The organism is Brachybacterium horti (assembly GCF_054777615.1).
Window position 1 is genome coordinate 160,291 of record NZ_BAAHAM010000003.1, and the last position, 25,519, is coordinate 185,809.

Here is a 25,519-nt window from a genome sequence, read left to right on the forward strand (position 1 = left end):
CCGGCCCGCGGCACCACCCCTGCGGGGCGTGGCCGGCGGCTACGACATCAGCCGATGGCCGATCACGGTCTCCCCATTGTCGGACGAGCTTCCAGTCTCGTGGCTGTGGCGGGTGGCCAACCGCTACGGCATGACACCCGCCGCCACGCTGGCGGCGCTCGGCCTGCCCCAGATCAACGCCTCCGTCCCACGGCTGGAGACCTACCTCCGCCAGCATGCCGACGCCCTCGCAGCAGCTCTCGGTACCCAGCCCTATTCCAACAGTGAAGCGCGGTCGCGCAATGAGGCACTCGAGGTTGAGCTCGAGCGGTATGCGGTGGACTATCGGATAGGCCGTCTACCGGCGGCGACCATCAGGTTCTGTTCGCAGTGCCTGGCCGAGAGCGGAGGAGCTTGGCTCCGGTCATGGCGTCGGCGCACGCCCGCTGCCTGCCCTATCCACGAAGCACCGCTGCTCGTGCGATGTCCTGAGTGCGGCGCCGTGCCGTTCAGCAGATCGATCTGGATGACCGCAGCGACTCCGCCCTGGATCTGTCCGCAACTGGCCGGCCAGCAGCCACCGTCGCGACGACGCCGGAACCGCTGCGGCTACGACCTTGGTCAGGCGCCTGCCTCCCCACTGGGTGCCCTGGAGGCTGACGCGTTGGACAGGCTGCACACTTCCGCTGAGGCTGCCGCTGCACATCCTCTGGAACCGGTGGACGTAGCGGGGTTCGGCGTAACTGCCCGCGATCATCTGGATGCGATCCTCGAACTGATCGACGAGAACTCGGACCTCACGGAGGTCCACACGCCTGACGCCACTGGGCGCGAGCGCCTGTTGTCGTCGGCGCGGCTGGCCTTCGAGGTCCTCGACCAGCCGACGGCCCACGCCGCAGCAGACATCGCGGACCGTCACGAACTGCTCGATCCCAACGGCCGGCACACGCCGATCGTGACCGACGCGAGAGCCCGGCGCCGGCCGCACAATCCCCTCCTGGCAGCCATCCGCTTGCGGTCCTTGGAGGACGTTCTGTCGCCAACCGCGCAACTGACCTTCCGTCTTGCCACGTCCCTGCCCCGCTACCCCGAACCGATCCCCCGATGCCGGCCTGAAGAGATCCGGTCATGGCCTGGGCAGGTACCGCTGGAGGCGATTCCGCAAGTTCTCTGGCCAGGGACCCTCACGCCCTGGATCGACGACGACGACATCCCAGCCCGAGCCGCGGCCGCGATGCTGCTCGCCAAGCTCGGCAGCACTCGCTCCTGGTCCTTGATCGCCCTCGATCTTGGACTACCAGCGGCATTCGCCACCACCCCCAGCGCACTGGTCACCCGGATGCGACGCGACGGCAGCTGGCGCGCGCTCCTGCGGGCACTCGAGGGCCTCGCGACCAATCTCGCCGACTTCCCGCCACGGATCGACTACTCCGCACGCCGCTGGGCCGCCGAGCCGTCACTCATCGCACAGGCCGTACGGAGCATGAAAACCGACGCAGCGCCCAGGATCATGGTCGACCGAGATCGCCTGGCGGGGCTCCTCTGGCAGACCTACACCGGAGGCGACGCCCGCTACCACCCCGACTACGGCACCGATGCGCCCCTCGAGGCCCGGTACGCTTCGAGGACTCATGATGCCCAGGTCGCTGAGTTGGTCGAACGCGCAGGCGAAGAACTACACCGTCTGGCCGGGCATCCCGACTTCGGGCCGCTGGAGTGGCGACCTCCATGACTACCAAGCGTGGATTCCCACTCCTCGAAGAGCTCTGAAATGCGCTCTCTCCCGCAGCAGGGGCACTGGGAGGTCCTGCGAAGAATCGCATTCCTGTCGGCCGACCTCGGGATCCCGCCGCGCCGGGACTGGGTGATCGAATGCGTCGCGGAGCATGGCTACCCCTACGACGAGATCAACGCAGAGCACTGGCTCCGCGACATTCACGGCGTGATTGACCTCCTGCGACCAGCCGCACGCCGCGAACGATCAACGCTCAGAGGCGACGACCCCTTGGCCACGGCGACCGCCCATACCTTCCAGCACCGCGAAGTCGCGCGCACTCTGGAGCGCTGGCACCTCGAGGGTCTCGACGACGACCGGATCTCGCTCTGACACCCCAGTATCGCAACTCAACCGTCGCGCGCAGCTCCGACCCGGAGGGGAGTCAACTAGATAGACTGACCGGAGCAGCATCACCGCCCCGTCGATGCGCCTTTGGAGGCAACCAATTGAGCCTGTTCCGATCCCCAATTTACCTTGATCTCGAGACATTGGTCCCGCTTGCCAACTTTCACAACATCGAAGTAATGACCGACGTATCACTCTCTGAGCGCGACCTCGGCAAGAAGGGCGCTAACGCGGGTCTGAGAATGGGAATCCCCGGCGGCCCCACGGTCGAGGCCGGGGGTAGTGGCTCCAGAGAATTCGAGGTTGCCCAAGCGAGAACAGTCAAGGACCATCCGACGAGTGCGCTCAACCGCCTGCTTGACGACCTGGCGGAGGCCGGCCAGCTGTCCGACCTGCAAGATGGCGCTGCCTTCAAGCGCCAGCTCATCGAGCTCGACCGAGATTGGAACGTCTCGACCGCAACGGACATCGGGAGCACACTCGAGGGACTCGTCCGCGCAATGGTCAGCAACCCCGCTGCAATGAGTTCACCAGAGATGCCACCCGAGGCTATGTCCATAATGGCCGGAGGATCAACCAGCAGCGGAACAGTCGTACTGGAAACAGATGAGGAGGATTCGGAAGGCCGGAAAATCATCGTCCTGCTCGCGGCAGATGATTTACTGGCAAAGAGCACGATCGACGACCTCGAAGGCGACCGAACAGTTTTCGGACTCGTTCACGACATAGTCCCTCAAGGCAAGCAATACTCCCTCGAGAAAGTGTTCCTCGCTGGGTTTAGCCGCTCAATCCGTCGCACCTTCAAAACCAAGGACTTATTGAGCCTGGGGGCCGCACTGAATCAGCCCATTGGTGAGGATGACCTCGACATCCCGGGTCCCCTCATTGTGATCAAGGCAGTTGCTGTCTATTGAGGATGCCTCCATCAGACCTCCCGTACTGCATGGGAGTGCTCCAAGAAGGGGATTGGCCCCCGCATGGAGTTGAGGGGTTCGGCTCGCGAGACGATCGAAGTGCAGGCTAGGCAGCAATGTTTAGGGTGGAGCCTGCGTCGTTTACTACACCATCGACCCCACCGAGCTGAACGCCTTCGAGGAGTTCGCTCGAGAGTGGATTCGTCTCGGCACCAAGCACGGCGGCACTCATCACGGCTACTTTCTGCCCGCCGAAGGTGCCAGCGACCAGGCCGAGGCCCTCTTCAGCTTCGAGAGCTTGGCCGCCTACGAGACATACCGCGAGCGATTGGGACTGCTGCGCCGATAGGTGACAGTTGTGGTGTCAGGCCGCGAGGGCCGCGGCGGGGTTCATGATGGTCTCGTATTCGATGGGGGTCAATCGGCCCGGGCGGGCCTGTCGGCGGCGTCGGTGGTAGGTCCGCTCGATCCAGGTGATGATCGCGATCCGCAGCTCCTCACGGGTCCGCCACCGCTTGCGGTCCAGGACGTTCTTCTGGAGCAGCGCGAAGAAAGACTCCATCGCAGCGTTATCGCCGGCAGCGCCGACTTGGACCATCGATCCGACGAGGTGATGGCGGTTCAGAGCGTGCACGAACTTCCGTGACCGGAACTGAGATCCGCGGTCCGAGTGGACGATGCAACCGGCCGCGTCGCGACGCCTGGATATCGCGTTGTCCAGGGCGTTCACCGCGAGACGCGCCTTCATCCTATCGCTGATCGAGTAACCGACAATCCGGCCGGAGAACACGTCCTTGATCGCGCACAGGTAGAGCTTGCCCTCGTCGGTCCTGTGCTCAATGATGCCAGTCAGCCACAGTTCGTTGACATCATCAGCGGTGAAGTCCCGCTTCACGAGGTCATCGTGAACGGACGGCCCGGGGCGTTTTCCGTTCTTCCCGCGCTTCTTCCCGAACACTGACCACCACAGGTTGTCCCGGCAGATCCGCCACGCGGTCCGCTCACACATCACCTCGCCAGCGGCGCGAGCCTCCTCAACGAGAAACCTCGATCCGAACTCGGGGTCGTCGCGATGCGCGTTGAATAGGGCGTTCGCGCGGTATGCCTCGGCGAGCTCCGCGGTGGTCACCCCCTGATTCCGCCAGCGGTAGTAGGGCTGGCGGGAGAGCTTGAGGACCCGCAAGGACACCGAGACGGGGATCCCGTCGGCGGCGAGCTCGCTCACGAGCGGGTAGAACCTTTTCCCGGCAGGTTCGCCTGCGAGAGGTAGGCGGCAGCGCGGCGCAGGACCTCGTTCTCCTGCTCGAGCAGGCGCACCCGGCGCTTGAGCTCTCTCGTCTCGGCAGCATCCTCCCGGGACCTGCCAGACCGGTTGCCGTCGTCGATGTCGGCTTGGCGGATCCACTTATGGAGCGTCATCTCGTGGACACCGAAGTCCTTCGCGATTCGCGCGAGCGTGACGCCGTCCTCACGGGACCGGGCCACTCTCACAACGTCCTCACGGAACTCTCGGGGATAGGGAGCGGGCATGGTGCACATCCTTCCAGGCAGCCCAGCAGGCAAGCCAGATCAGATGTCACCTATCCGTGCAGCAGTCCCCGGGGCGTGACGGTGGTGGCCTCCGTGCGCTTCACCTAGCCACCCGAGAACCTGAGTCCCAGCTGGGCCAGCATTCAAGCCCATACCCCTGCGGGGTAAAGATAAGCCTACCCTTAGGGGGTATCCGAGAGGACGGCGTCAAGTCTCAGATAAATCCTCGGGCGGAGCTATCCATCACTGTTCTGCTGGGCCGCTCGTGACCGTAGGTTGATCTCGCCGCCCACGACATGAGCCGTCCCTCAATGCTCGCTCCGCTGTCGCTGTGGCACTGACGAAGTCATCGACTCCCGCTCGACTCGAGTGGGAAATTTACGGAGTAGAACCATGGCCCAGAACAACACCCACCGCGCCATCGGCCGAGCAGTCACGCCTGTCGGGACCGCCGGCCGCACACTGCGGGGCACCGGCGGTGCCGCTGTGCTCGGCACGGTCGTCATCGGCTCCGCACTGCTCGCAGGCCCCGCGCAGGCCGCCCCCTCCGTGTCGCCCGCAGCACCTGCCGCTGCTGCGCAGGCTTCAGCCCCCGCCGCGCCGGCTCCTGCACATGCGACGTCCGCACTGCCTGCCGGGAAGCTGCGGTGGGGATCGCAGGGCACTGCCGTGGAGCAGCTCCAGACCGCACTGAACGAACACGGTGCCTCACTGTCGGTAGATGGCAAGTTCGGCAAGCTCACCGATGGGGCCGTGAAGGACTTCCAGCGCTCGCATAACCTGAAGGTTGACGGAGTCGTGGGGCCGGAAACCCGCAGCGCACTGAACGGCGGCGGCGCTGCGATCTCGGGCGGCGGGACCTCTGCTCCCGCCCCCTCGAACTCCGCGACGAACTCGCAGCAGGCGATCGTCGACGCCGCGCGCAGCCAAATCGGCGCCTCCTACTCGTGGGGCACCTCCAATCCGGGCGTCAGCTTCGACTGCTCGGGCCTGAGCTCCTACGCGTACGCGCAAGCCGGCATCGACCTGCCCCGCACCTCGTCGCAGCAGGAGGCGGCCGGCACCACGATCTCCAAGTCCGAGGCCCAGCCCGGCGACCTCGTGGTGTGGCCCGGCCACCTCGGGATCTACGCGGGCGGCGACACCGTCATCGACGCAGGCCGCAGCCCGGGCGCCGTCACCGAGCGGACCATCTGGGGTTCGCCGACCTTCGTCACCTTCCGCTGACCGCAGTTCACCACGCCAGCGTAGAGGGAGCCTCGACCAATGGTCGGGGCTCCCTCTGCGTGCAGAGACAGCGTCGTTAGCTGATCGAGGCCAGCAGCTCGGCACAGGCCTGCTCGCAGCGACGACAGGCGTCCGCGCAGACCTTGCAGTGCTCGTGCATGCCGGCGTGCTTCTCGCACTCCTCGGCGCAGGACCGGCACGCCGTCTGACATGCCTCGAGCAGGGCACGGTTGAGGGCGACGTTCCTACCCGTCTGACGGGACAGGACCCGGCCGGTTGCCTCGCAGACGTCGGCGCAGTCTTGGTTCCGGCGGATGCACTGGGTCAGCTCCGCCACCATGTCCTCGGCCAAGCAGGCGTCCGCGCAGGCGGTGCAGGTCTGGGCGCACTCGAAGCAGGCCTCTATGCATGCGGCGAGCTTCTGCTGGTCGATGGTGCCGAGGTCCTTCGGGTAGGTCTGAAGCATTGATGCGACGTGATGGGTCATGGTCCTGCTCCTTCTCGCTCCGAACGAACCGGCGGATACCAGCCCGCCCCGACGACGATAGCCAGGGCGCCCCTTAGGACGGAAGCGAGTAGACCGTACGTTTCGGGGGCAGTGCGAGCCGACTGGTCAGCGCGGTGCTCAAGAAATCCAGATCTGACCTTGAGGAGACCTTGACCTGGGGCTCATAGGCTGGTGCAAAGTGTCCTCTGACTAGGAGAGATTATGCGTTCTCGTCGTTCCTTCGGTCGCCTCGCGGCCGTCGTCTTCACCGGTGCGATTGTGTTTGCCGGATGCACCGACAACGGGTCTGACGACGGTCAGACATCGGGTGCCTCAGAGGGGTCGGAGGCTTCCGATGGTGGTGGCCACGGGGGCATGGAGCACCCGATGGATGGCGGCCCAGCGCCGGAGGGGATGGTGCCCGCGGAGGATCCCGAGTTCCCGGTCGGCACGGAAGTGACACTCACGGCGGACCACATGGAGGGCATGGAGGGGGCGACGGCGACGATCTCCGGTGCCTTCGACACCACGACCTACTCGGTCAGCTTCACCCCGACCGATGGCGGCGATCCGGTCACCGACCACAAGTGGGTCGTCCACGAGGAGCTCGAGAACCCGGGCGACGCACCGCTGGCGGAGGGCACCGAAGTGGTCATCACCGCCGATCACATGACGGGCATGGAGGGCGCTGAAGCCACCATCGACAGTGCCACCGAGGAGACCGTGTACATGGTCGACTACGAGGCCGACGGGATGATGATGACGAACCACAAGTGGGTCGTCGAGAGCGAGATCGAGCCTGCGTGATGACCACCCCGTCGACCCTTCGAGGCTCGCTCGCCTCCTCCGGGGGTGGGCCCCGTCGTCGTACCGTGCGGCTGCCCCGGCGATCGCTCTTGATCGGTGCCGGCCTGTTCCCGCTCGTGGTCGCCGGCTGCGGGACCGGCGGGTCCGAGCCCGCATCCGTCACGGGTGATCAGGTGCTGCTCCGGGAACATGGCTTCGCCGACGCCGACGCGCACGAGATCATCGATCAGCTCGAGGCGCTCCCGGTGGCCGAGCGACCACAGAACCTGATCGCCAGCCTCACTGCGACGTCCCTCCAGCTCCGAGACGATGCGGGGCGCGAGGCCGAGCTGCCCCTTCCGCAGGATCAGTTCTACCTGTCGGTGGCCCCGTTCGTGGAGACCACGCACGAGTGCGTGTTCCACAGTCTGACGACGTGCCGCGGGGAGCTGCGCAGCCGCGAGATCTCCGTGAGCGTGGTCGACAGCAGCTCGGGCGAGATCCTCGAGGAGGGCACTCGCACCTCTCATGACAACGGGTTCATCGGTTTCTGGCTGCCGCGCGGGATCACCGCGGAGCTCACGTGCACCCTCGAGGACGACACCGGGGTCGCGTCCATCTCGACCCAGGCAGAGGATGATCTGACCTGTCTGACCAGTCTCCAGCTGACGTGAGCCGACGAAGCATCCGCACCGCACTTCGACGCCCCGTCATCGACCCAGTCGTGCGGAGTGGGGCTCGGCCCAGCCCGAGTCGGCGGACCACGCTCCGACTGGGCGGCGGTCTGCTCGTCCTTGCTCCCCTGCTTGCGGCGTGCAGCGGTTCCTCGGATGCGGCGAGCGAGGCGAATGCCGGGTACGTTTCCGGTGATGGTGTTGTCGTCGAGATCCCCCCGGAGGGTCGCGCCGAGCCTTTGGAGATCCGGGGAACAACCTATGACGGAGACGACTTCGACTCCACGGCGCTGCGCGGTGCACCGTTGGTGATCAACGTCTGGTACGCCTCGTGTCCGCCGTGCCGGGTCGAAGCGCCAGCGCTGAAGTCCGTGTATTCCGAGTATGGCGCCCAGGGAGTGGAGTTCGTGGGCGTGAACACCCGCGACAAGGCCGGACCGGCCGCCGCGTTCGAGGAGACCTTCGGCATCACCTATCCCTCGATCCCGGACCCCGACGGCGCGGTGATCGCGTCCATGGACGGCAGCGTCTCGCCCAACGCCGTCCCCACGACATTGATCCTGGATGCTGAAGGACGAGTAGCCGCTCGCATCACGGGCGCGGCCGATCAGAGCACCCTCGAGAGTCTCCTGGAGACGGTGCTGGCGGAGGGTGCCTGATGGGTGAACTCTTCGCCACCACCGTGCTGAGCGGACCCCTGGCCGCAGCCCTGCTCCTGTCGATGGTGGCCGGTCTGGTCGCGTTCCTTTCCCCGTGCGTGCTCCCGGTGGTCCCTGGCTACCTCGGATACATCACCGGACTCACCGGAGACAATGCCGGATCGCGCAGCACCAGCGATCCTGGGGAGCGTCCGTGGCGCCTGGTCGCCGGCGCGGTGCTGTTCGTGGCCGGATTCACTGCGGTGTTCCTGGTCATCGGCGGATTCGTCGGCGCCCTCGGGTCATTGATGGTCCAGTACACGAGCGCGATCAATCGGATCTCCGGGGTGCTGGTGATCCTCATGGGCCTGGTGTTCGTGGGCATCTTCCCCCGTCTCTCCGGTGAGAAACGGATCCGGAAGCGCCCCGATGCCGGACTCGCCGGCGCACCCCTGCTCGGGATCACGTTCGGCTTCTCCTGGACCCCGTGCATCGGCCCAACGTTCGCCGCGGTCGCCGCACTCAGCCTCGGTGAGGCCTCCGCGAGCCGCGGCGCACTCCTCGCCTTCGGCTACGCGATCGGGCTCGGGATTCCGTTCATCCTCTTCGCCCTCGTGTTCCGGCGCGCCCTCGGCATCTCCCAAGCGCTGTCCCGGCATCGCCGCACGCTTCAGATCATCGGTGGCTGCGTGCTCATCGCCATCGGACTCCTGCTGGTCACCGGCGTGTGGGAGCAGTGGATGGCACTGCTGCAGGTACAGATCGGCAACTTCACCACGATCGTCTGAGGGGTGCAGTGCGGCGGGCTCAGCGGCCTGCGGGCGCTCGGGGAAGCCGGATGGTGAAGGTGGCTCCCTGTCCGGGCCCCTCACTGGCTGCGGCCATGGTCCCGCCGTGCGCATCGACGAGGGCTCGACTGATCGTCAGGCCGATACCCGATCCGGAGTTCTCACGGGTGCGGGAGCTGTCGGCGCGGAAGAACCGTTCGAACAGGCGTGAGCTGTCCTCATTGGTGAACCCCTCGCCGTCATCCGTTACCGCGATCTCCACCGTGCTGCCGTGGGTGGCCGCCGAGACCGTGACGGTGCCTCCGGGTGACGTGTGCCGCAGAGCATTGCTCAGTAGGTTCCCGAGCACTTGAGCGAGGCGGTCGGGATCTGCGTGAATCGTCGCAGAGTGGGGCAGGGCCATTTCTCGTCGCAATGCCACCCCGGCCGTCTCGAACCGCTCCTCCCACTCCCGGAGTATCGACTCCAGCAGGTGATCGACGGCGAGGGGGCGCAGCTCCACCGGGAGCTGGCCCTCCTCGGCACGAGACACTTCACTGATGTCGTCAGCCAACCGCGACAGGCGCATGGTCTGGCTGGCGAGGATGGGCATGGCCACCTCGGGTTCGATGACACCATCGGCCATCGCCTCGTGATGCGCCGAGAGGGCGGCGATCGGAGTGCGCAGCTCATGGGCGAGGTCGGAGAGCAGTTGGCGTCGGGTTTCTTCGACGGCATCCAGGCGTGCTGCCATGTCGTTGAGCGTGGCGGCCAGCGAGTCCAGCTCGGTCCCGGCTCCGACGGAGGGCACGCGTGTGGAGTAGTGGCCGCGGGCCAGTTCATCGACAGCCGAGGTGAGGCCGTGAAGCGTCTGGCGGAGTCGTCGTGCCAGGTTCCAGGTGACCAGTCCCGCGGCCAGGAGGGAGACCACCAGTCCGACGCCGAGGGCGAGTGCGAGTGCGTCGCGGTAGGCGCGTTCGATGTGGACGAGTTCGGCACTGCCCACGGGGAGGTCGGTCTGGAGCAGGTGGTAGTGGAAGACGGCGGGCCCGATGATCACCGTCAGCGCCGTGATGGTGAGTGCGCCGGCGAGCAGCACGATGAGCTGGCCGATCATCAGGCGCGAGGCCAAGCTGGTGCCAGAACGAACCGTTCGAACAGATGAGATCGGTGCAGTCACAAGCTCATCCCTTCCCCATCCGGTATCCGATACCGCGCACCGTGGTGACGAACCGTGCGGACTCAGCCGTCTCGTCGAGCTTTCGGCGGAGGTTGGCGATGTGCACATCGACGAGATGGTCATCTCCGATCCAGCTGTCGCCCCATACGGCTTCCATTAGCTGTCTGCGGCTGAAGGCCTGGCCAGGACTGTGCGCCAGGGTCATCAGGAGTCCCCTCTCGGTGGGGGTCAGCGGGAGTGGCCGGCTGGCGAGTCGCACCTCCTGGGCAGCCGTGTCGATCTCGAGCTCTCCGTACGTGCGCACTGTGTCCGAAGACGCCGTCCCGGATTCGGCGCGGGGCCTGCGCAGTACGGCCTGGACCCGGGCGACGAGCTCACGCACGCTGAACGGCTTGGTGAGGTAGTCATCCGCGCCCACCGACAGGCCCACCAGTCGATCCACCTCCTCGGACCGTGCCGTCGTGATCAGCACGTAGCAGTCGGAGAAGGCGCGGATCCTGCGCATCACCTCAAGACCGTCGAACCCAGGCAGGCCGAGATCGAGGATGATCACGTCCGGTGACAAGGCGCGGGCCACCTCCACCGCCTCCGGACCACTCCGCGCGCTCGCAGTCGCGTAGCCGGCCTTCACGAGATACGCCTGGACCACGTCCGACAGCGCGGCTTCGTCCTCGACGACGAGAACCATCGCTGCCGCTCGATCCGCTTCACTCCTCATGGGCTCCAGTCTGGTCTCCGTTCCTGGGCCCCGTGCGGTTGCGAGGATCTGAGCAAACTATCTGGACCAGATCTTGAGGAACTCTCGACGAGAACTTCGCCCGGCCCGGGGAACCTGGTGGGGACCACGTCGCGTACGAACTCGACCCACCAAGGAGACCCTCGATGATGCCTACCGATGCGATGTCGTGGCTGGTGTGGGTGATGGTCGCCGGTCTCCTGATTCTCCTCTGGGCTTCGGCACTGCTGCTGGCGCGCACCGTGCTACCCGGGCGTCCCCGACGCGCGCGGGACGAGAACGAGGCGATCGGAGAACTCTCGCTGCGTCTCGCTCGAGGAGAAATCACGGCCGACGAGTTCGAACAACAGCGACAACTAGTCCTGGATGCCTTTCGGCCATGACACCACCCCTCCCTCCAGAAGGACTGCACCTGTGAAGAGTATTTCCCGCCGCACCGTGTTCACCGGAGGCCTCAGCGCGGCAGCGCTGACGCTCGCGGCCTGTGGCGACCGCACCGCCCCGACCGACGCCGGAGCATTCCCGCAGCCTCCTGCCCTGACGCCGAAAGCCGGTCAGAATGTCCTCACCCAGACCCTCACCGCGGCTCCGACGACGGTGGATCTCGGAGGGAAGACCGTCTCAACCTGGGCATACGGCGACAGCCTCCCCGGGCCACTGATCCGCGCCACGGCAGGCGATCTGCTGCGCATCACGCTCGAGAACCGCCTGCCCGAGACCTCCACGATCCACTGGCACGGCATCCGACTGCACAACGCAGCCGACGGGGTGCCCGGAATGACCCAGGACCCGGTCGAGCCGGACACCTCCTTCACCTACGAGTTCGTCGCCCCCGACCCCGGCACCTACTTCCTCCACTCCCACGTCGGCTTGCAGCTCGACCGCGGGCTCTACGCCCCACTGATCATCGACGATCCCGACGAACCCGGAGACTACGACGCGGAATGGATCGTGACCCTCGACGACTGGATCGATGGGACCGGACAGACCCCCGACGACGTCCTGGCCGCGCTGACCAGCGCCGGGCCCTCAGATTCCGGCGGCATGGACCACGACGACATGCCCATGGGCGACGACGACGCCGGCGGTGGGCCTGGAGGTATGGACCATGGCGGCATGCCGATGGGCGAGGAGCCCTGGGGAGACGCCGGTGACGTGACCTACCCCCACTTCCTCATCAACGGCCGCGTTCCCGAAGCGCCGGAGATCTTCGAGGCGAAGCCCGGCCAGCGCGTGCGCCTCCGCCTGATCAACGCCTCCGCCGACACAATCTTCACCCTCGCCCTCGGAGACCACGATCTCACCATCACCCACTCGGACGGATTCGCCGTCGAGCCGGTCACCGCCAAGGCGCTCTACCTCGGCATGGGCGAGCGCTACGACGTGGTGGTCACCGTCAAGGACGGCATGTTCCCCCTGGTGGCGCGGCCCGTCGGGAAGACCAGCGGCGGTCAGGGACTTGCCGTGCTGAGGACCGGTGCCGGGGAAGTGTCCGCTCCGGACGTCCAGGTCCGAGAGCTCGACGGGGAGGTCCTCATCGGATCCACCCTGGAACCGGCCGAGGCCTCGCGACTCGAGGACCGCGCCGTCGACACCGAGCTCGAGCTCGCATTCCAAGGCTCGATGCAACCGTACCAGTGGGCCATCAACGGAGCGCCCTACGGGCAGAACATTCCTCTCAGCATCCGCGAGGGACAGCGAGTGCGGATCATCGCGACCAACCAGACGATGATGAGCCACCCCCTTCACATCCACGGCCACACCTTCGCCCTGCCGTCCGGTCTTCGCAAGGACACCGTGATGATGGCCCCCATGGAATCGTTCGCCCTCGACTTCGATGCGGACAACCCGGGCCGGTGGGCAGCGCACTGCCACAACGCCTACCACCAGGAAGTCGGCATGATGACCGGTATCGACTACGCGTCCTGACGCCGTACGGTCCGGTCCCCGACGGCGGAGGAGGAGAAAGCCAGGGAACTATGACCCGGCAGGAGCGAGAGCCGACTACTGCACTCGCACGGCCCTCAGCGCATTTCGGAAACGGTGAAGGCTGGGAGCAGGGTTCTGCGACTACGACGGCACCCGTTACCGGCTGTGCTGCGCCGGATGCGGGCCCCTGTTCGATGCCGATCCGCAGAAGTACGTCGCCGCCTGAGCATCACTACTCAACGGGAGAGGGGTGCACTGCCTGACAGTGCGCCCCCTTTCTCATCCAGATTGGAGTTCGACCATGCCCGGCTCGACACGCATTCTCGTCATCGGTGCAGGAACAGCGGGATCGGCCGCCATCCGGGAACTCGCCCAGCACGAAGAGATCACCGCGACCGCGATCATCAATGCGGAGGTCAGCCCGTACAACCGCACGCTGATCAACAAAGCGGTCATCACCGGCCTTGTCGACGTCCACCAGGCACATCTGCCGGATCCGTCCGCCCCCTCGATCCGCGATGGCGTGCGCGCCGTCAATCCTCTCGAGCAGACTGTCCACCTGCGCTCCGGAGCCCGTCTGGACTATGACGCGCTCATCGTTGCCACGGGAAGCGCGCCGCGCCCCCTTCCTCCGAGCATCGCCAGCCCCGCAGCCCTGAATAGCGGACGGGTGACGCATCTGCACTCCCTGGACGATGCGCTCCGGGTCCGCGCAATCCTCGAGCGCACGCACTCTCCCCAGGTCCTCATCTACGGGGCAGGGTTTATCGGAGCCGAGACCGCCGGGATCCTCCGCGACGCGGGATGCAGGATCACGCTCGCCGCCTCCTCGCCTATCCCAGGGATCACGGCCTTCGGCGTGCGGATCGCCGAGCAATTCGCTCAGGCACACCAGGGCTCCGTCGACACGCGCTTCGGTCACCCGTTGACCGTCCTTGATCTCCTCGGGAGCGGCCTGCACGCAGTTTTCGCCGACGGCCATGACGTTTCCGCGGACCTGGCCATCACCGCTCTCGGCACGCGCCCAGATGCCCCTGCCCCGTGGAACGGGCCGATCCTCGTCGATTCCCGGTTACGCAGCGGTGACCACGAGAACGTCTACGCCGCAGGAGGCGTGGCGGTCCATGAGCTCGACGGTAGGACCTGGCGCATCGATCATTGGGGAGACGCCGCGGCCCAGGGCACTCACGCCGCACGTAGCCTCCTGTCAGCCGTCGGGCTCGGGGACGATCCCGGTCCCTATCATCCTCGCACTCTCTACAGCGCACAGATCCACCAGCACCACTACTTCGCCGCCGGACACACCAGCCCGCTCGGTATTCCACGCACCGCCTCCACCGACCCTCTGGTACTTACGCATGAGCATGCGGGCGTGCTCGTCGGAGTCAGCGGCTTGGACGCCGCTCCCGATGTGATGGGGCTCGTACCGCACCTCCATACTCCGACTCCGAAGACGCTCACGGCAGAGTTTCACCCCTCGACTTATACCCCCTAGGGGTATAGGGTCGGGGTCATGAATGCTGGCAACCACACCCACCGACACGACCCCGAAGAATCCGGCATGCAACGCCCCCACCCCTCCCCCACAGCCCATAGCGCGCACACCGGCGTTGCCGAACACGACGCTCCCGACGCGCATCGCGATCACGCATCTCACGGCGACCATGAGGACCACTCGGGCCACGAGGATCACTCCGGGCACGGGGGCCACGCCGGTCACGGGGACCACGTCGCACAGTTCCAGCGCCTGTTCTGGATCAACCTGATCATTGCGGTCCCTGTGGTCGTGTTCTCTCCGATGTTCGCGATGCTGCTCGGGTACAGCGTTCCCGACTTTCCCGGTGCGATGTGGATCGCCCCGGTCCTCGGCACCGTCATGTACATTTGGGGCGGCCGCCCGTTCCTCACCGGGGCGGTCTCGGAGATCCGCTCTCGTCAGCCCGGGATGATGCTGCTGATCGGGCTCGCGATCACGGTCGCATTCATCGCCTCCTGGGGAGCCACCCTCGGCCTCCTCGACCACCAGCTGGAGTTCTGGTGGGAGCTCGCCCTGCTGATCGTGATCATGCTGCTGGGCCACTGGGTCGAGATGCGATCCCTCGCCCAGACGACATCCGCACTCGACTCCCTGGCAGCACTGCTGCCGGACACGGCAGAGCGCATCGAAGGCGACGAACTCGTGAGCGTCTCGCCCACCGAGCTGCGGCACGGGGATCTGATCCTGGTGCGCCCGGGCGCGAGCGTCCCGGCCGACGGCACGATCCTCGACGGCCGCGCCGACGTGGACGAGTCCATGGTCACCGGCGAGTCCCGGCCCGTGACGCGCTCCACCGGAGACTCCGTCGTGGCAGGCACCGTGGCCACCGACTCCAGCCTCCGCATCGAGGTTACCGCCACCGGCGACGAGACCGCCCTCGCCGGCATCCAGCGCCTAGTGACCGAAGCACAGAACTCCTCCTCCCGGGCACAGCGCATCGCCGATACCGCTGCGGCGTGGCTGTTCTGGTTCGCGCTCGGCGCCGCCGTGATCACCGCGATCACCTGGTCTCTGCTCGGCATGCCCGATGACGCCGTTGTTCGCACGGTGACTGTCCTGGTCATCGCCTGCCCTCACGCATTGGGGCTCGCGATCCCGCTGGTCGTTTCGATCGCGACGGAGCGCGCTGCCCGCGGTGGCGTCCTGGTGAAGGACCGTCTGGCGCTGGAGGCGATGCGCACCGTCGACGCCGTCCTGTTCGACAAGACCGGCACCCTCACCAAGGGCGAGCCCGTGCTCGCCGAGATCATCACCCGCGGTGCGGAGGAGACCGAGGTGCTGGCCCTGGCCGCCGCTGCCGAGGCGGAGAGCGAGCACCCGCTCGCCCGCGCCATCACCGCCAAGGCCCAGGACGAAGGAGTTCAGATCCCTGCGGGCTCCGACATCAGTTCGACACCTGCGCTTGGCGTGAGTGCCCAGGTCGATGGGCACGAGATCCGCGTGGGCGGTCCCAGCCTGCTCGAGGAGACCGGAGCGAGCGAAGTCGATGATGCCGAGGCCTGGCGCGAGGAGGGCGCGATCATTCTCCACGTCCTCCGCGACGGTGAGGTGATCGGTGGCCTCAAGCTCCACGACGAGGTACGCCCCGAATCTCGCGACGCCATCGATGCGCTGCACAGCCTGGGCGTCGAGGTCGTCATGATCACCGGCGACGCCGAGGCAGTGGCGAACAGCGTCGGCCGCGAGCTCGGTATCGACCGCGTCTTCGCTGGAGTGCGCCCCGAGGACAAGTCCTCGAAGGTCGCGCAGCTCCAGAAGGAGGGCAAGAAGGTTGCAATGGTCGGCGACGGCGTCAACGACGCCCCGGCCCTCGCCCAGGCAGATGTCGGCATCGCCATCGGCGCCGGCACCGACGTCGCGATCGCCTCCGCCGGGGTCGTGCTCGCCAGCTCCGATCCGCGCTCAGTACTCTCGGTCATCGAACTCTCCCGCGCCGCCTACCGGAAGATGAAGCAGAACCTCTGGTGGGCCGCGGGCTACAACCTGCTGTCCGTCCCGCTCGCAGCCGGGATCCTCGCCCCCATCGGCGTCGTCCTGCCGATGTCCGTCGGCGCGATCCTCATGTCCCTATCCACCATCGTCGTCGCCCTGAACGCCCAGCTCCTGCGCCGCCTCGACCTGCATCCGGAGGCGACAGTCGCCGCCGTACGAGCCCGCCGCTGACCTCCCTCACCGAACGGAAACACAGATGACCACTATCCCCAAGATCGCCGAAGACCAGGCCTGCCACGGCGGGCCTCACGGATACATCCAAGACAAGCCCCGCTATCTCAACCGTCTCAAGCGCATCGAGGGCCAAGCCCGCGGAATCTCCCGGATGGTCGACGAGGAGGTCTACTGCATCGACATCCTCACCCAGATCTCCGCTCTGAACAGCGCGCTCGAGAACGTCGCGCTGGGCCTGCTCGACGACCACCTCAGCCACTGCGTCCTCGATGCCGCCCGCGGGGGCGGAGACGAGGCCGAGGCCAAGCTCAAGGAGGCCTCCGACGCGGTACGACGCCTCGTCAAGTCGTGACCTGCTCGCCGCCTCCAACAGGCTCAGCTGCATAGCTTCGATTCAGCGAGACTGCGGGACCTCGTGAGTTACCTTGAAGCATCTCTCAACTTCACGAGGGCCGCAATCCTCGTGACATTTCCATCTGAAGCTGGTCAACTCCAGGTCAGTACGGAGTTCTACAGCTGCCTCAGTCGGCTCCTGCATCCTACGACACAGCCTTCCATGCATGCTCCCCTGAGGGATCTGACAACTTATCGAGAATCGGATCAAGTGCCCCTTTCGCTATAACCGCAGGCCACGCTTCTGCACCTCTGACAGATCGTGCGAGAACCTACAGGACGTGTAGGTTCTCGGCAGGTTGGCAGTAATCTCGTCGATCTGCCAGTGGCCTGCCAGTGGTCTCGTCAATCTGTCAGTAGCCAACGATGGGGACGTGGGCGCTAGCGGGACCACCGCGCAGCGGTGAACCGTCCCCGGGAACGAGGACACGTCGACGTGGAGTCGACGTGGAAATGACGGGGAGCCTCAAGGGAGGGCTGGGGCCCGGCGCAGGCCGCGCACGTCGGCCGAGGCGAGCGGGGCCAGCAGAGTCACCACGCACAGGCCGGCACCGATCGCGAGCACGACTGGCACACCTAGCAGAGCTGCGGCCATGGGGGCGGCGAGCTGCCCCACCGGCACCGAGACGAAGCTGAGGAGCATGTCGATCGAGGCCACGCGGGAGAGCGCCTCGCGGGCGACCCGCTGTTGCAGGGCCGTCTCCCACAGCACGTTCTCGACCGCCGTACCGATCCCGGCCAGCACCGCGAGTACCAGCAGAAGCGGCAGGCCGCTCCTAGCAGCGAGCGCCGCGAACAGCGCTGCATACGGCAGGGACATCAGCAGCACCGCGACCATCGGTCGACTCGGTGAGAAGCGATAGGCGAGCACTCCGCCGCCCACCTGGCCGGCCGCCCGCGCCGCGAGCAGGAATCCCCAGCCAGCAGCACCGATGGTGTGCTCTGCACTGGCCGGACCGAGCACCAGCCAGATCCCCCCGATCAACACGTTCATCCCCGTGAAAGCACAGGTCACAAGCCATAGCCAGCGGTGGCTGACGAACTCACGCCAGCCCCCGGATAGATCCTCGACGAGGACACGGAGGGCGGCACCGAGAGCAAGGCGGTCGGGGCGGGGAAAGGCTCCGACCGGCGTGCGCGCGGCGGTCGCGTTCGGGATGGTGGCGAGGACCGCGGCGGCGAGCAGCAGGCAGGCGGCGTCGATCGCGAGGGCCCAGCCGGCGTTCGCTGCGGCGACCAACAGGCCCGCAGCGGCCGGGCCGAGCATACGGGTGAGGTTGCGCGAGGTGGTACGCACGGCGTTCGCACGGCCGATCGCGTCAAACGGCACCAGGTCGGTGATGATGCCGCGCAGCGCCGGGGCCGTGAACGCCGAGGCCAGGCCACCCAGCGCCGCCACCACCAGTAGCAGTGGCAGCGTCCGCGCGTCCAGCAGGAACCACAGTGCGCTGCCCGCCTGAGCGAGGCCCGCGAGCAGGTGGGTGAGGGTCAGCAGCGCCCGACGGGGCACCCTGTCCGCCACCACTCCTCCCACCAGCAGCAGCGCGACCATCGGGATCGTGCTCGCCGCGAGAACCAGGCCTAGATCCGTGGTGGAGCCCGTCGCACGCAGCACCCCAAAGCTCAGCGCCACCGGCGTCATCGAGCTGCCCAGCCACGAGAGGCATTGAGCGAGAAAGAAGCGTGTGAAGGCGGGGGTCCACGGGGTGGCTGACACGAACGGGGAAGCGGGCGAAGGTGGAGGCATCGCACCATCGTGGACGGCCCGCTTCCTGACCCCTAGGCTTTCGGTGTCAACCGAAAAGACGAGGTCATGCGATTCGTTCTCACCCCCAGTGCACTCGCGCGCACGCGGTTCGTCGTCTCTCCGCTCGCAGAGCTGATCGGGACGCTCACCAGCGGCGTGACAGCGCTCGAAGAGCCGCGCCGCGTCCTTCCGCAGCAGTCCCCCGCGCCCTCGAGGACCGAAGGGCTCGACCACGCCGCCCTCCACCGCTGGCGCTTTGAAGACCCGCTGCACTACGCCTTCACCGACCTCATCGCGCACACCAAGTGGTTTCCGGACCTCGTCGGACTTGCTCCGCCCGCGACCGGGGAAGTGCGACTCATCGACGAGCTCGCCCAGATCGCCGCGTGGGACCCGCAGGCCGCCGTGAGTACCCTCGAGGACTCGGTCGCCGCAGCGTGGACGCCGCAACAGACGGCATGGCTCGCCGCCCCGAGCCTCCCCGATCGGATCGCGGATCTGCTCGGTTCAGCGTGGGAGCAGCTCATCGCGGCGGACTGGCCGCGCCGGCAACGGATCCTGCGCCGCGAAATTGCGTTCCGCACGGCATTGATCGGCACGACCGGTTGGGCAGGTGCAGTGGACGGCATCGCCCGCGACGTCGCCTGGGAGGATCCCGATGCACTGCTCGTCTCCCGCCGCGTGGATCGCAGCCTCACCGTCTCCTCCCACCTCTGTTTTGTCCCGACCACGCAGGTCAGGGGCAGGTGGACTTGCGACGGGCCCGTCGGCGTCGCGCTCGTGTATGGGGCGCGGGGCTCACGCGCCGCCGTCTCCCCGCGCACCGGGAGGGCGCTCGGGAGACTGCTCGGCACCGGGCGAGCCGCAGTGCTGCTGGCGCTGGACCTTCAGGCCACGCCCTCCCAACTGCACGCCGATCTCGGGTATGCGCTCGGCACTGTCGGCGGGCACCTTGCCGTGCTCGAGGGCGCCGGGCTCGTGCACCGTGCTCGCACCGGACGCGAGGTCCATTACCGGCGCACCGAGCTCGGAGAGGCGCTCGTCGGCGAGCAGGGGTGAGAGACGCCGAGCGATCCCGTAGTAGTCGGCGCAGCAGCTCCGTCTTTGTGGTTGGAGAAGCGAGGGGCCCGGTCTCACCCTCCGCTGGCTCCTTCGAGCCCGTCCGCCAGTAGGGATCGCGAAAAGGTTTGCAATGGTCTCTTCAGTAGCGAGTGCTCATACTCGTCGCCCACGGCTATCCAACCTTCATTCCGATAGAGCTTGAGTGCGGGCTGATTGTCGAGAAGGGCGTGGAGCACCGCCTGCCCGTAACCAGCCTCGGCGAGTTGCCTAGCGATCGCTTGCAGTAGCGTGCGCCCCAGTCCGCGAGCTTGCCTTTTCGGATTGACCGCGAGTAGACCGACCACCGCAGCGTCGGGGGGATCGATCGGCATGCCGCTTCCGGGGGCGGTTGAAAGGACGAATCCTTCAACCTGTTCGCCGCGAAGCGCAACGATCCAGCCGATGCTCCTATCGAACTTCGGCCGGGCGCGATCCGCGATACCACCGATGAGGCGACCGTCACGCGCAGCGCAGGCCTCGACCCAGAGCGAGACGCACTGCTCGATATCAGGTGGTGTTCCGGCTCTGAGAGTGATCGCTAGATCAGCGTGGTTGCCCATCAGGTCAGTCTCTCTGATGCGGCCGCCTGGGGAGCCGAAAGAAAATCCGACGGGTTCTGGTAGCTCCGAGGGTCCCCTCGTGCGCGTCGCCAGGCCGCCGCGAAACACGCTAAAGCCCACGGCTGGATTTGATCCGCCGGATGAGGGCTCGGGGCCTCTTCTTCGACTACACATACCGTCGCCGAGGCGTCTGAGACCGTCTCATCCCCCAGCGCGCCTGAGGAATCTGACAACTTAGCGAGAATCTGCGCACTTGCCCCGACTGTCACATCGCAGGTCAGCGCTCTGCCGTCCTGACAGATCGCGCGAGAACCTACACCTCGTGCACGTTCTCGGGTCTCGCGGCTCGTCGCCGCCGACGCGGCCCCGGCGCGCCCCAGCCCTCGGACACCCGCCGGCGAGACATTCCGTACGACCGCGAACGGCACGGGGCGCCCGTGCTCCGACATAATCGAGCCGTGCCCCATGAATCCACGCCCCCACGCGGCATCGCCGGACGACTCCGCACGGAGTCGGGCTCGGCCGTCCTGCTCATCGTCGTCACGGCCTTCGCTCTCCTCTGGGCGAACTCGCCCCTGTCCTCGTCCTATGTCGAGCTGTGGCAGCAGAGCGTCGGGATCGACGTCGGCCCGTTCGGCCTGCATCTGGATCTGCACCACTGGATCAACGACGGACTGATGGTCGTGTTCTTCTTCGTCGTGGGTCTCGAGGTGCGCCAGGAGTTCGCACACGGGGCTCTGCGGGACAGCAGTCGCGCCCGCCTGGCGGCGATCGCGGGCGTCGCGGGTGTGGCGCTCCCCGCGCTGGTGTACGTGCTGGTCGTCGGCGCGTCCGGTGGCGAGGGGCTTCGCGGGTGGGGGGCGGTCGTCGGAACGGACACGGCGTTCATGCTCGGTGCTCTCGCGATCGTCGGCCCCCGGCTCTCCGGGCAGCTGCGCGTCTTCCTCCTGACCCTCACGGTGGTCGACGACTTCCTCGCGGTGTCGATCATCGGGGTGTTCTACAGCGACGAGATCCGACCCGTCCCGCTGCTGCTCGCTCTCGGCTGCCTCGTCGCCCTGTGGCTGGTGGGCCGTTCCCGGCAGTGGAGCGCCGCTCCGTACGTCGGGATCGTCATCGTCATGTGGCTGGCGACGCTCTCCTCCGGCATCCACGCCTCGCTGACGGGCATGATCGCCGGCCTTCTGATCCCCGCCTACCCGACGCAACGGCAGGAGGTGGTCGCCGCCCGGCAGCTGTTCCGCGACTTCTGGCAATCCCCGAGCGCTTCCTCGGCGCGTGCCGTCGGTCGGGGGCTGTCCAAGGGCGTGTCGGTCAACGAGCGGTTGTACGAGTACCTCCGTCTCCCCACGGCGTTGCTGGTCGTGCCGATTTTCGCTCTGGCCAATGCCGGGGTCGACCTGGGCGGCGGGGTGGTGGCCGACTCGCTGAGCTCGCCTGTGACGTGGGGCGTCATCGCAGGGCTCGTGCTCGGCAAGCTCCTCGGAATCGGGATCGCGACGCTCCTCGCCGTTCGGATGGGCGCAGGCCGACTGCCGGAGGGGGTCGGAATGGGCAGCGTGTTCGGCGGGGCAGCAGTTTCGGGCATCGGTTTCACCGTGTCGCTGCTGGTCATCAGCCTCGCTTTCGACTCCTCCTCGGATCTGGGGCGCCAGGCGACGCTGGGCGTGCTCGTGGCGATGGTGCTCGCCACTGTTCTGGGCTGGTCGATCTTCAAGGTCGCGGCCCGTCGGTGGGGAGAGGAGACGGCGGATCTCCCGATGACGCTCGACTCCCCGGTGGACCCCGAGGTGGATCACATCCGCGGACCGGAGGACGCCCGGCTCACCCTCGTGGAGTTCGTGGACTTCGAGTGCGAGTACTGCGCGCACGCCACGGGCTCATGGGAGGACCTGCACGGGCGCTTCGGTGACGATCTGCGCTACGTCGTGCGGCATCTGCCTCACCATCCTCATGGCCCCCTCGCCGCACGGGCCGCGGAGTCGGCCGCGAAGCAGGAGATGTTCTGGCCGTGGCTCGACTTCGTCTTCGCTCGGCAGGACGCGCTCGAGCGGGAGGATCTCATCGGCTATGCGGCGGAGCTGGGACTCGATGTCGAGGCGTTCGTCGAGGATCTCGACAGCGACGAGGTTGCCGCGCGGGTGCAGCGGGACATCGCGAGCGCGGAGGCGAGCGGCGCCAAGATGACCCCGACGTTCTTCGTCGACGGCTGCCGGATGGTGGGCAGCTATGACGCGCGCTCACTGACCGAGATGCTGGAATCCAGCCGTCGCGGGGGCCGCACCCAGGCGGCGAAGGCCTGAGGCCGATCCGCGAACCCGGAACCCGGTGGGAGGCGGGCGCCCTGCACAGCACGCCGAGGGCGCCCTCGTCACCGTATCGGTCCTGGTGAAAGCGGTGTCGACGAGACGGCTCCCCTGTCACCGCGAGGCGCTCGCCCCTGCCACCACGAGGTCGATGAGCTGACGCAGAGCCGCCTCGACGTTCTCGCCCTCGTTGCGCCCCTGTCGGGAGCGGTTGAGCTCGGCCAGCACCCCGGTGACGATGAGCCGGGCGCCGGTCGCCTCGACATCACCGGAGGCCCCGCCGGCAGCTCCGGCCGCGCCGTCCCGCGCCACGGCGACCGCACCCGAGGCGTCGCCCCGGCTGTCCCGCAGGCGCGCGGCGATCTGCTCCTCGAGGCGATCGACATGGTCGAGGACCTGCCGTCGGTGCGGCATCTCTGCACCGAAGAGGATCTCGCGGGCGACCCATGTCGTGGGCTCGGGCCAGCGGCGCATCGCGGCGACGAGCGGCGAGACGAGCGCCGCGATCTGGTCCGCGCACTCCCCTGCCGGCGGCGCCGCGGCGGCTCCGTCGGGCGCGGCGGACGTGGCGCGCGCAGGGGTGGTCATCGCTTGCTCGTGGGCTCCCCAGAGCGCATCGACGACCATCATCAGCAGGTCGGTCTTCGTCGCCGCGTACTGGAAGACGGTCCCCTCAGCCACGTCGGCCGCGCGCGCGACCTCGCTCATCGAGGTCCGCTGGAATCCTCGCTCCTCGAAGAGGGCGCGCGCGGCGGCGAGGATGCGGGCGCGCTTGTCCGCCTTCGCCTGCTCGCGCCTGCCCGGCCGCGCCGACGACCCCCGCCTCGTGTCGTCCTGAGTTCCCATACATCCATTGTAGTCGACTCAATATTGAGTAGACTCAATATTGAGCCCGGACGACCGCCGTCCGGCACGCGTCGGGAAGGATGGACCATGCAGCACACGGCAGGTAACTACGAGGCATTCGCGCGCCCCCGCCCCGCACGGCACGCCCAGGAGACGAAGGCCTACATCGTCGGCAGCGGGCTGGCCGGGCTCGCGGCGGCCGTCTTCCTGATCCGCGACGCCGGGGTCCCCGGTGCCAACGTCACGATCCTCGAGAAGGGCGACATCGCCGGCGGTGCGCTCGACGGCCTCGACGTGCCGGACAAGGGCTTCGTCATCCGTGGCGGCCGGGAGCTGGAGGACCACATGGAGTGCCTGTGGGACATGATGCGCTCCATCCCCTCCCTCGAGCTCGAGGACGCCTCCGTGCTCGACGAGTTCTACTGGCTCAACAAGGACGACCCCAACTACTCGCTGCGCCGGGCCACCGTCCGTCAGGGAGAGGACGCGGGGCACGATGGCCGCTTCGACCTGCCGAAGCGGGCGCAGAAGGACCTGCTCAAGATCTTTCTCGCCGAGCGCGCGGAGATGGAGGGCAAGCGCATCGACGAGGTCATGGGCCGTGAGTTCCTCGACTCGCCGTTCTGGATGTACTGGCGGACGATGTTCGCCTTCGAGGAATGGCACTCCGCGCTCGAGTTCAAGCTCTATCTCCACCGCTTCGTCCACCACATCGGCGGACTGCCCGACTTCACGGCGCTGAAGTTCACGAAGTACAACCAGTACGAGTCCTTCGTCCTGCCGCTCATGCACTACCTCACCGAGCACGGCGTCAACTTCCAGTCCGGCACCGAGGTCCTCGATGTGGACTTCGCGCACCGCGACGGCGAGATCCGCGCGACGGCCGTCCACTGCCGCCGCGACGGCGCCGAGGAGACCATCGAGCTCGGCGAGCACGACCTCGCCCTGATGACGATCGGCTCGCTCGTGGACAACTCCGATGACGGTGACCACCACACCCCCGCCGTGCTCCGTGAGGGCCCGGCCCCGGCCTGGGACCTCTGGAAGCGGATCGCGAAGAAGGACGCGTCGTTCGGGCGCCCGGAGGTCTTCTGCTCCTCGATCGAGGAGACGAAGTGGGAGTCGGCCACCGTGACGACGCTCGATCAGCGCATCCCGGCCTACATCGAGCGCATCGCCCAGCGCGATCCGTTCAGCGGCCGCGTGGTCACCGGCGGCATCGTCACCGCCGAGGACTCCTCCTGGCTGCTGAGCTGGACGGTCAATCGCCAGCCGCATTTCAAGAAGCAGCCGAAGGATCAGATCGTCGTCTGGGTCTACGGCCTGTTCGTCGACGTCGAGGGCGACTACGTGAAGAAGCCCCTGGCGCAGTGCACCGGCGAGGAGATCACCCAGGAGTGGCTCTACCACCTGGGCGTGCCCGTGGAGGAGATCCCTGAGCTCGCGGCGACCGGTGCCCGGTGCGTGCCGGTGATGATGCCCTACGTGACGAGCTTCTTCATGCCCCGCCGCGCGGGGGATCGGCCCCGGGTCGTCCCGGAGGGCGCCGAGAACTTCGCCTTCCTCGGGCAGTTCGCGGAGACCGGCCGCGACACGATCTTCACGACCGAGTACTCGGTGCGCACCGGCATGGAGGCCGTCTACGCGCTCCTCGACGTGGAGCGCGGCGTGCCGGAGACCTGGGGCTCCACGTACGACGTGCGCGACCTCCTCGAGGCCGCGGCGCGCATGCGCGATGGTGAGAAGGTGGAGATCCCCGGCCCGGCCGCGCTGCGCAGCTACCTGCGCGGCAGGCTCGAGCACGGGGAGATCGGCCAGCTCCTCGAGGAGCACGGTCTGATGTGAGCCTGGTTCCCGCCCACCCGGGGGTGCGCCTCGGCTCGGACCCGAGGCG

Annotated in this window: 24 protein-coding genes; 17 read left to right on the forward strand and 7 right to left on the reverse strand. The window is 67.2% G+C overall.

Translation table 11 applies throughout. From position 1 onward, the window contains the following. The first annotated feature begins 28 nt into the window (after positions 1–28). The 4 genes from ACYVAP_RS10145 to ACYVAP_RS10160 all read left to right on the forward strand — a co-directional run bounded on the left by ACYVAP_RS10145 (position 29) and on the right by ACYVAP_RS10160 (position 3,364). Positions 29–1,711 (forward strand): TniQ family protein, encoded by a 1,683-nt coding sequence (locus tag ACYVAP_RS10145; protein WP_498860551.1) that lies wholly within the window; start codon positions 29–31, stop codon positions 1,709–1,711. Positions 1,712–1,720: 9 nt separating this feature from the next. Continuing rightward, positions 1,721–2,086, forward strand: a complete 366-nt coding sequence (locus ACYVAP_RS10150; protein ID WP_264449602.1) for a hypothetical protein — start codon at positions 1,721–1,723, stop codon at positions 2,084–2,086. 116 nt (positions 2,087–2,202) lie between these two features. Beyond that, positions 2,203–3,015 carry a DUF6414 family protein gene (locus ACYVAP_RS10155; protein ID WP_498860552.1) on the forward strand — a complete coding sequence of 271 codons (813 nt, stop codon included), beginning with the start codon at positions 2,203–2,205 and terminating at the stop codon, positions 3,013–3,015. A gap of 151 nt (positions 3,016–3,166) precedes the next feature. Then, complete coding sequence (locus ACYVAP_RS10160; RefSeq protein ID WP_264449640.1) at positions 3,167–3,364, forward strand: NIPSNAP family protein; 198 nt, start codon at positions 3,167–3,169, stop codon at positions 3,362–3,364. A 15-nt stretch (positions 3,365–3,379) separates the two neighbouring features. On the opposite strand, the gene ACYVAP_RS10165 is transcribed toward ACYVAP_RS10160, so the two are convergent. Beyond that, a protein-coding gene (locus ACYVAP_RS10165) for an IS3 family transposase (RefSeq protein ID WP_498860553.1) occupies positions 3,380–4,545 on the reverse strand; the annotation gives its coding sequence in 2 pieces (ribosomal slippage) (positions 3,380–4,258 and positions 4,261–4,545; 1,164 coding nt in all). Between the two features lie 393 nt (positions 4,546–4,938). Here ACYVAP_RS10165 and ACYVAP_RS10170 point away from each other — a divergent pair. After that, the gene (locus tag ACYVAP_RS10170; RefSeq protein WP_264449605.1) at positions 4,939–5,772 is read left to right on the forward strand and encodes a C40 family peptidase; all 834 of its coding nucleotides are present in this window, start codon (positions 4,939–4,941) and stop codon (positions 5,770–5,772) included. Positions 5,773–5,848: 76 nt separating this feature from the next. Here ACYVAP_RS10170 and ACYVAP_RS10175 read toward each other — a convergent pair whose 3' ends face one another. Then, positions 5,849–6,259, reverse strand: a complete 411-nt coding sequence (locus ACYVAP_RS10175; protein ID WP_498860554.1) for a four-helix bundle copper-binding protein — start codon at positions 6,257–6,259, stop codon at positions 5,849–5,851. A gap of 222 nt (positions 6,260–6,481) precedes the next feature. Here ACYVAP_RS10175 and ACYVAP_RS10180 point away from each other — a divergent pair, with 222 nt between their 5' ends. The 4 genes from ACYVAP_RS10180 (at position 6,482) to ACYVAP_RS10195 (ending at position 9,145) form a co-directional block, all read left to right on the forward strand. After that, entirely contained in the window at positions 6,482–7,066 is a 585-nt protein-coding gene (locus ACYVAP_RS10180) for a YdhK family protein (protein WP_264449607.1), read from the forward strand. Positions 7,067–7,182: 116 nt separating this feature from the next. Further along, entirely contained in the window at positions 7,183–7,719 is a 537-nt protein-coding gene (locus ACYVAP_RS10185) for a CueP family metal-binding protein (RefSeq protein ID WP_498860555.1), read from the forward strand. Next, a complete protein-coding gene (locus ACYVAP_RS10190) occupies positions 7,716–8,378 on the forward strand; it encodes a TlpA family protein disulfide reductase (RefSeq protein ID WP_264449609.1) in 663 nt (220 codons plus the stop codon). The genes ACYVAP_RS10185 and ACYVAP_RS10190 overlap by 4 nt, the downstream gene beginning before the upstream one ends. Continuing rightward, positions 8,378–9,145, forward strand: coding sequence for a cytochrome c biogenesis CcdA family protein (locus ACYVAP_RS10195; RefSeq protein WP_264449610.1), 768 nt, complete (start codon positions 8,378–8,380; stop codon positions 9,143–9,145). The genes ACYVAP_RS10190 and ACYVAP_RS10195 overlap by 1 nt, the downstream gene beginning before the upstream one ends. A gap of 19 nt (positions 9,146–9,164) precedes the next feature. Here the strand turns inward: ACYVAP_RS10195 and ACYVAP_RS10200 are convergent, their stop codons facing one another. Continuing rightward, positions 9,165–10,241, reverse strand: coding sequence for a sensor histidine kinase (locus tag ACYVAP_RS10200; protein WP_498860556.1), 1,077 nt, complete (start codon positions 10,239–10,241; stop codon positions 9,165–9,167). A gap of 67 nt (positions 10,242–10,308) precedes the next feature. Then, positions 10,309–10,992, reverse strand: coding sequence for an MtrA family response regulator transcription factor (locus tag ACYVAP_RS10205; RefSeq protein ID WP_498860557.1), 684 nt, complete (start codon positions 10,990–10,992; stop codon positions 10,309–10,311). Between the two features lie 194 nt (positions 10,993–11,186). Here ACYVAP_RS10205 and ACYVAP_RS10210 point away from each other — a divergent pair, with 194 nt between their 5' ends. The 5 genes from ACYVAP_RS10210 (at position 11,187) to ACYVAP_RS10230 (ending at position 17,024) form a co-directional block, all read left to right on the forward strand. Further along, a complete protein-coding gene (locus ACYVAP_RS10210) occupies positions 11,187–11,423 on the forward strand; it encodes an SHOCT domain-containing protein (RefSeq protein WP_264449613.1) in 237 nt (78 codons plus the stop codon). Then, on the forward strand, positions 11,407–12,969 hold the full coding sequence (locus ACYVAP_RS10215) for a multicopper oxidase family protein (protein ID WP_498860558.1): 1,563 nt from the start codon (positions 11,407–11,409) through the stop codon (positions 12,967–12,969). The genes ACYVAP_RS10210 and ACYVAP_RS10215 overlap by 17 nt, the downstream gene beginning before the upstream one ends. A gap of 301 nt (positions 12,970–13,270) precedes the next feature. After that, positions 13,271–14,464 carry an NAD(P)/FAD-dependent oxidoreductase gene (locus ACYVAP_RS10220; protein ID WP_498860559.1) on the forward strand — a complete coding sequence of 398 codons (1,194 nt, stop codon included), beginning with the start codon at positions 13,271–13,273 and terminating at the stop codon, positions 14,462–14,464. A gap of 18 nt (positions 14,465–14,482) precedes the next feature. Continuing rightward, positions 14,483–16,669: a heavy metal translocating P-type ATPase gene (locus ACYVAP_RS10225; RefSeq protein ID WP_498860560.1), complete on the forward strand. Its 2,187-nt coding sequence runs from the start codon at positions 14,483–14,485 to the stop codon at positions 16,667–16,669. Between the two features lie 25 nt (positions 16,670–16,694). Continuing rightward, positions 16,695–17,024, forward strand: a complete 330-nt coding sequence (locus tag ACYVAP_RS10230) for a metal-sensitive transcriptional regulator (RefSeq protein ID WP_264449616.1) — start codon at positions 16,695–16,697, stop codon at positions 17,022–17,024. 507 nt (positions 17,025–17,531) lie between these two features. On the opposite strand, the gene ACYVAP_RS10235 is transcribed toward ACYVAP_RS10230, so the two are convergent. Next, the gene (locus tag ACYVAP_RS10235) at positions 17,532–18,812 is read right to left on the reverse strand and encodes an MFS transporter (protein ID WP_498860561.1); all 1,281 of its coding nucleotides are present in this window, start codon (positions 18,810–18,812) and stop codon (positions 17,532–17,534) included. A gap of 66 nt (positions 18,813–18,878) precedes the next feature. Here ACYVAP_RS10235 and ACYVAP_RS10240 point away from each other — a divergent pair, with 66 nt between their 5' ends. Further along, positions 18,879–19,871, forward strand: coding sequence for an ArsR/SmtB family transcription factor (locus tag ACYVAP_RS10240; RefSeq protein WP_498860562.1), 993 nt, complete (start codon positions 18,879–18,881; stop codon positions 19,869–19,871). Between the two features lie 74 nt (positions 19,872–19,945). On the opposite strand, the gene ACYVAP_RS10245 is transcribed toward ACYVAP_RS10240, so the two are convergent. Then, a complete protein-coding gene (locus ACYVAP_RS10245) occupies positions 19,946–20,473 on the reverse strand; it encodes a GNAT family N-acetyltransferase (protein WP_264449619.1) in 528 nt (175 codons plus the stop codon). A 458-nt stretch (positions 20,474–20,931) separates the two neighbouring features. Between ACYVAP_RS10245 and nhaA the strand changes: the two genes are divergently transcribed. Next, entirely contained in the window at positions 20,932–22,776 is a 1,845-nt protein-coding gene (gene nhaA, locus ACYVAP_RS10250) for a Na+/H+ antiporter NhaA (protein ID WP_498860563.1), read from the forward strand. Between the two features lie 117 nt (positions 22,777–22,893). Here the strand turns inward: nhaA and ACYVAP_RS10255 are convergent, their stop codons facing one another. Further along, positions 22,894–23,625: a TetR/AcrR family transcriptional regulator gene (locus tag ACYVAP_RS10255; RefSeq protein WP_498860564.1), complete on the reverse strand. Its 732-nt coding sequence runs from the start codon at positions 23,623–23,625 to the stop codon at positions 22,894–22,896. Positions 23,626–23,712: 87 nt separating this feature from the next. Between ACYVAP_RS10255 and ACYVAP_RS10260 the strand changes: the two genes are divergently transcribed. Further along, positions 23,713–25,470, forward strand: coding sequence for an oleate hydratase (locus ACYVAP_RS10260; protein ID WP_498860565.1), 1,758 nt, complete (start codon positions 23,713–23,715; stop codon positions 25,468–25,470). Positions 25,471–25,519: the final 49 nt, after the last annotated feature.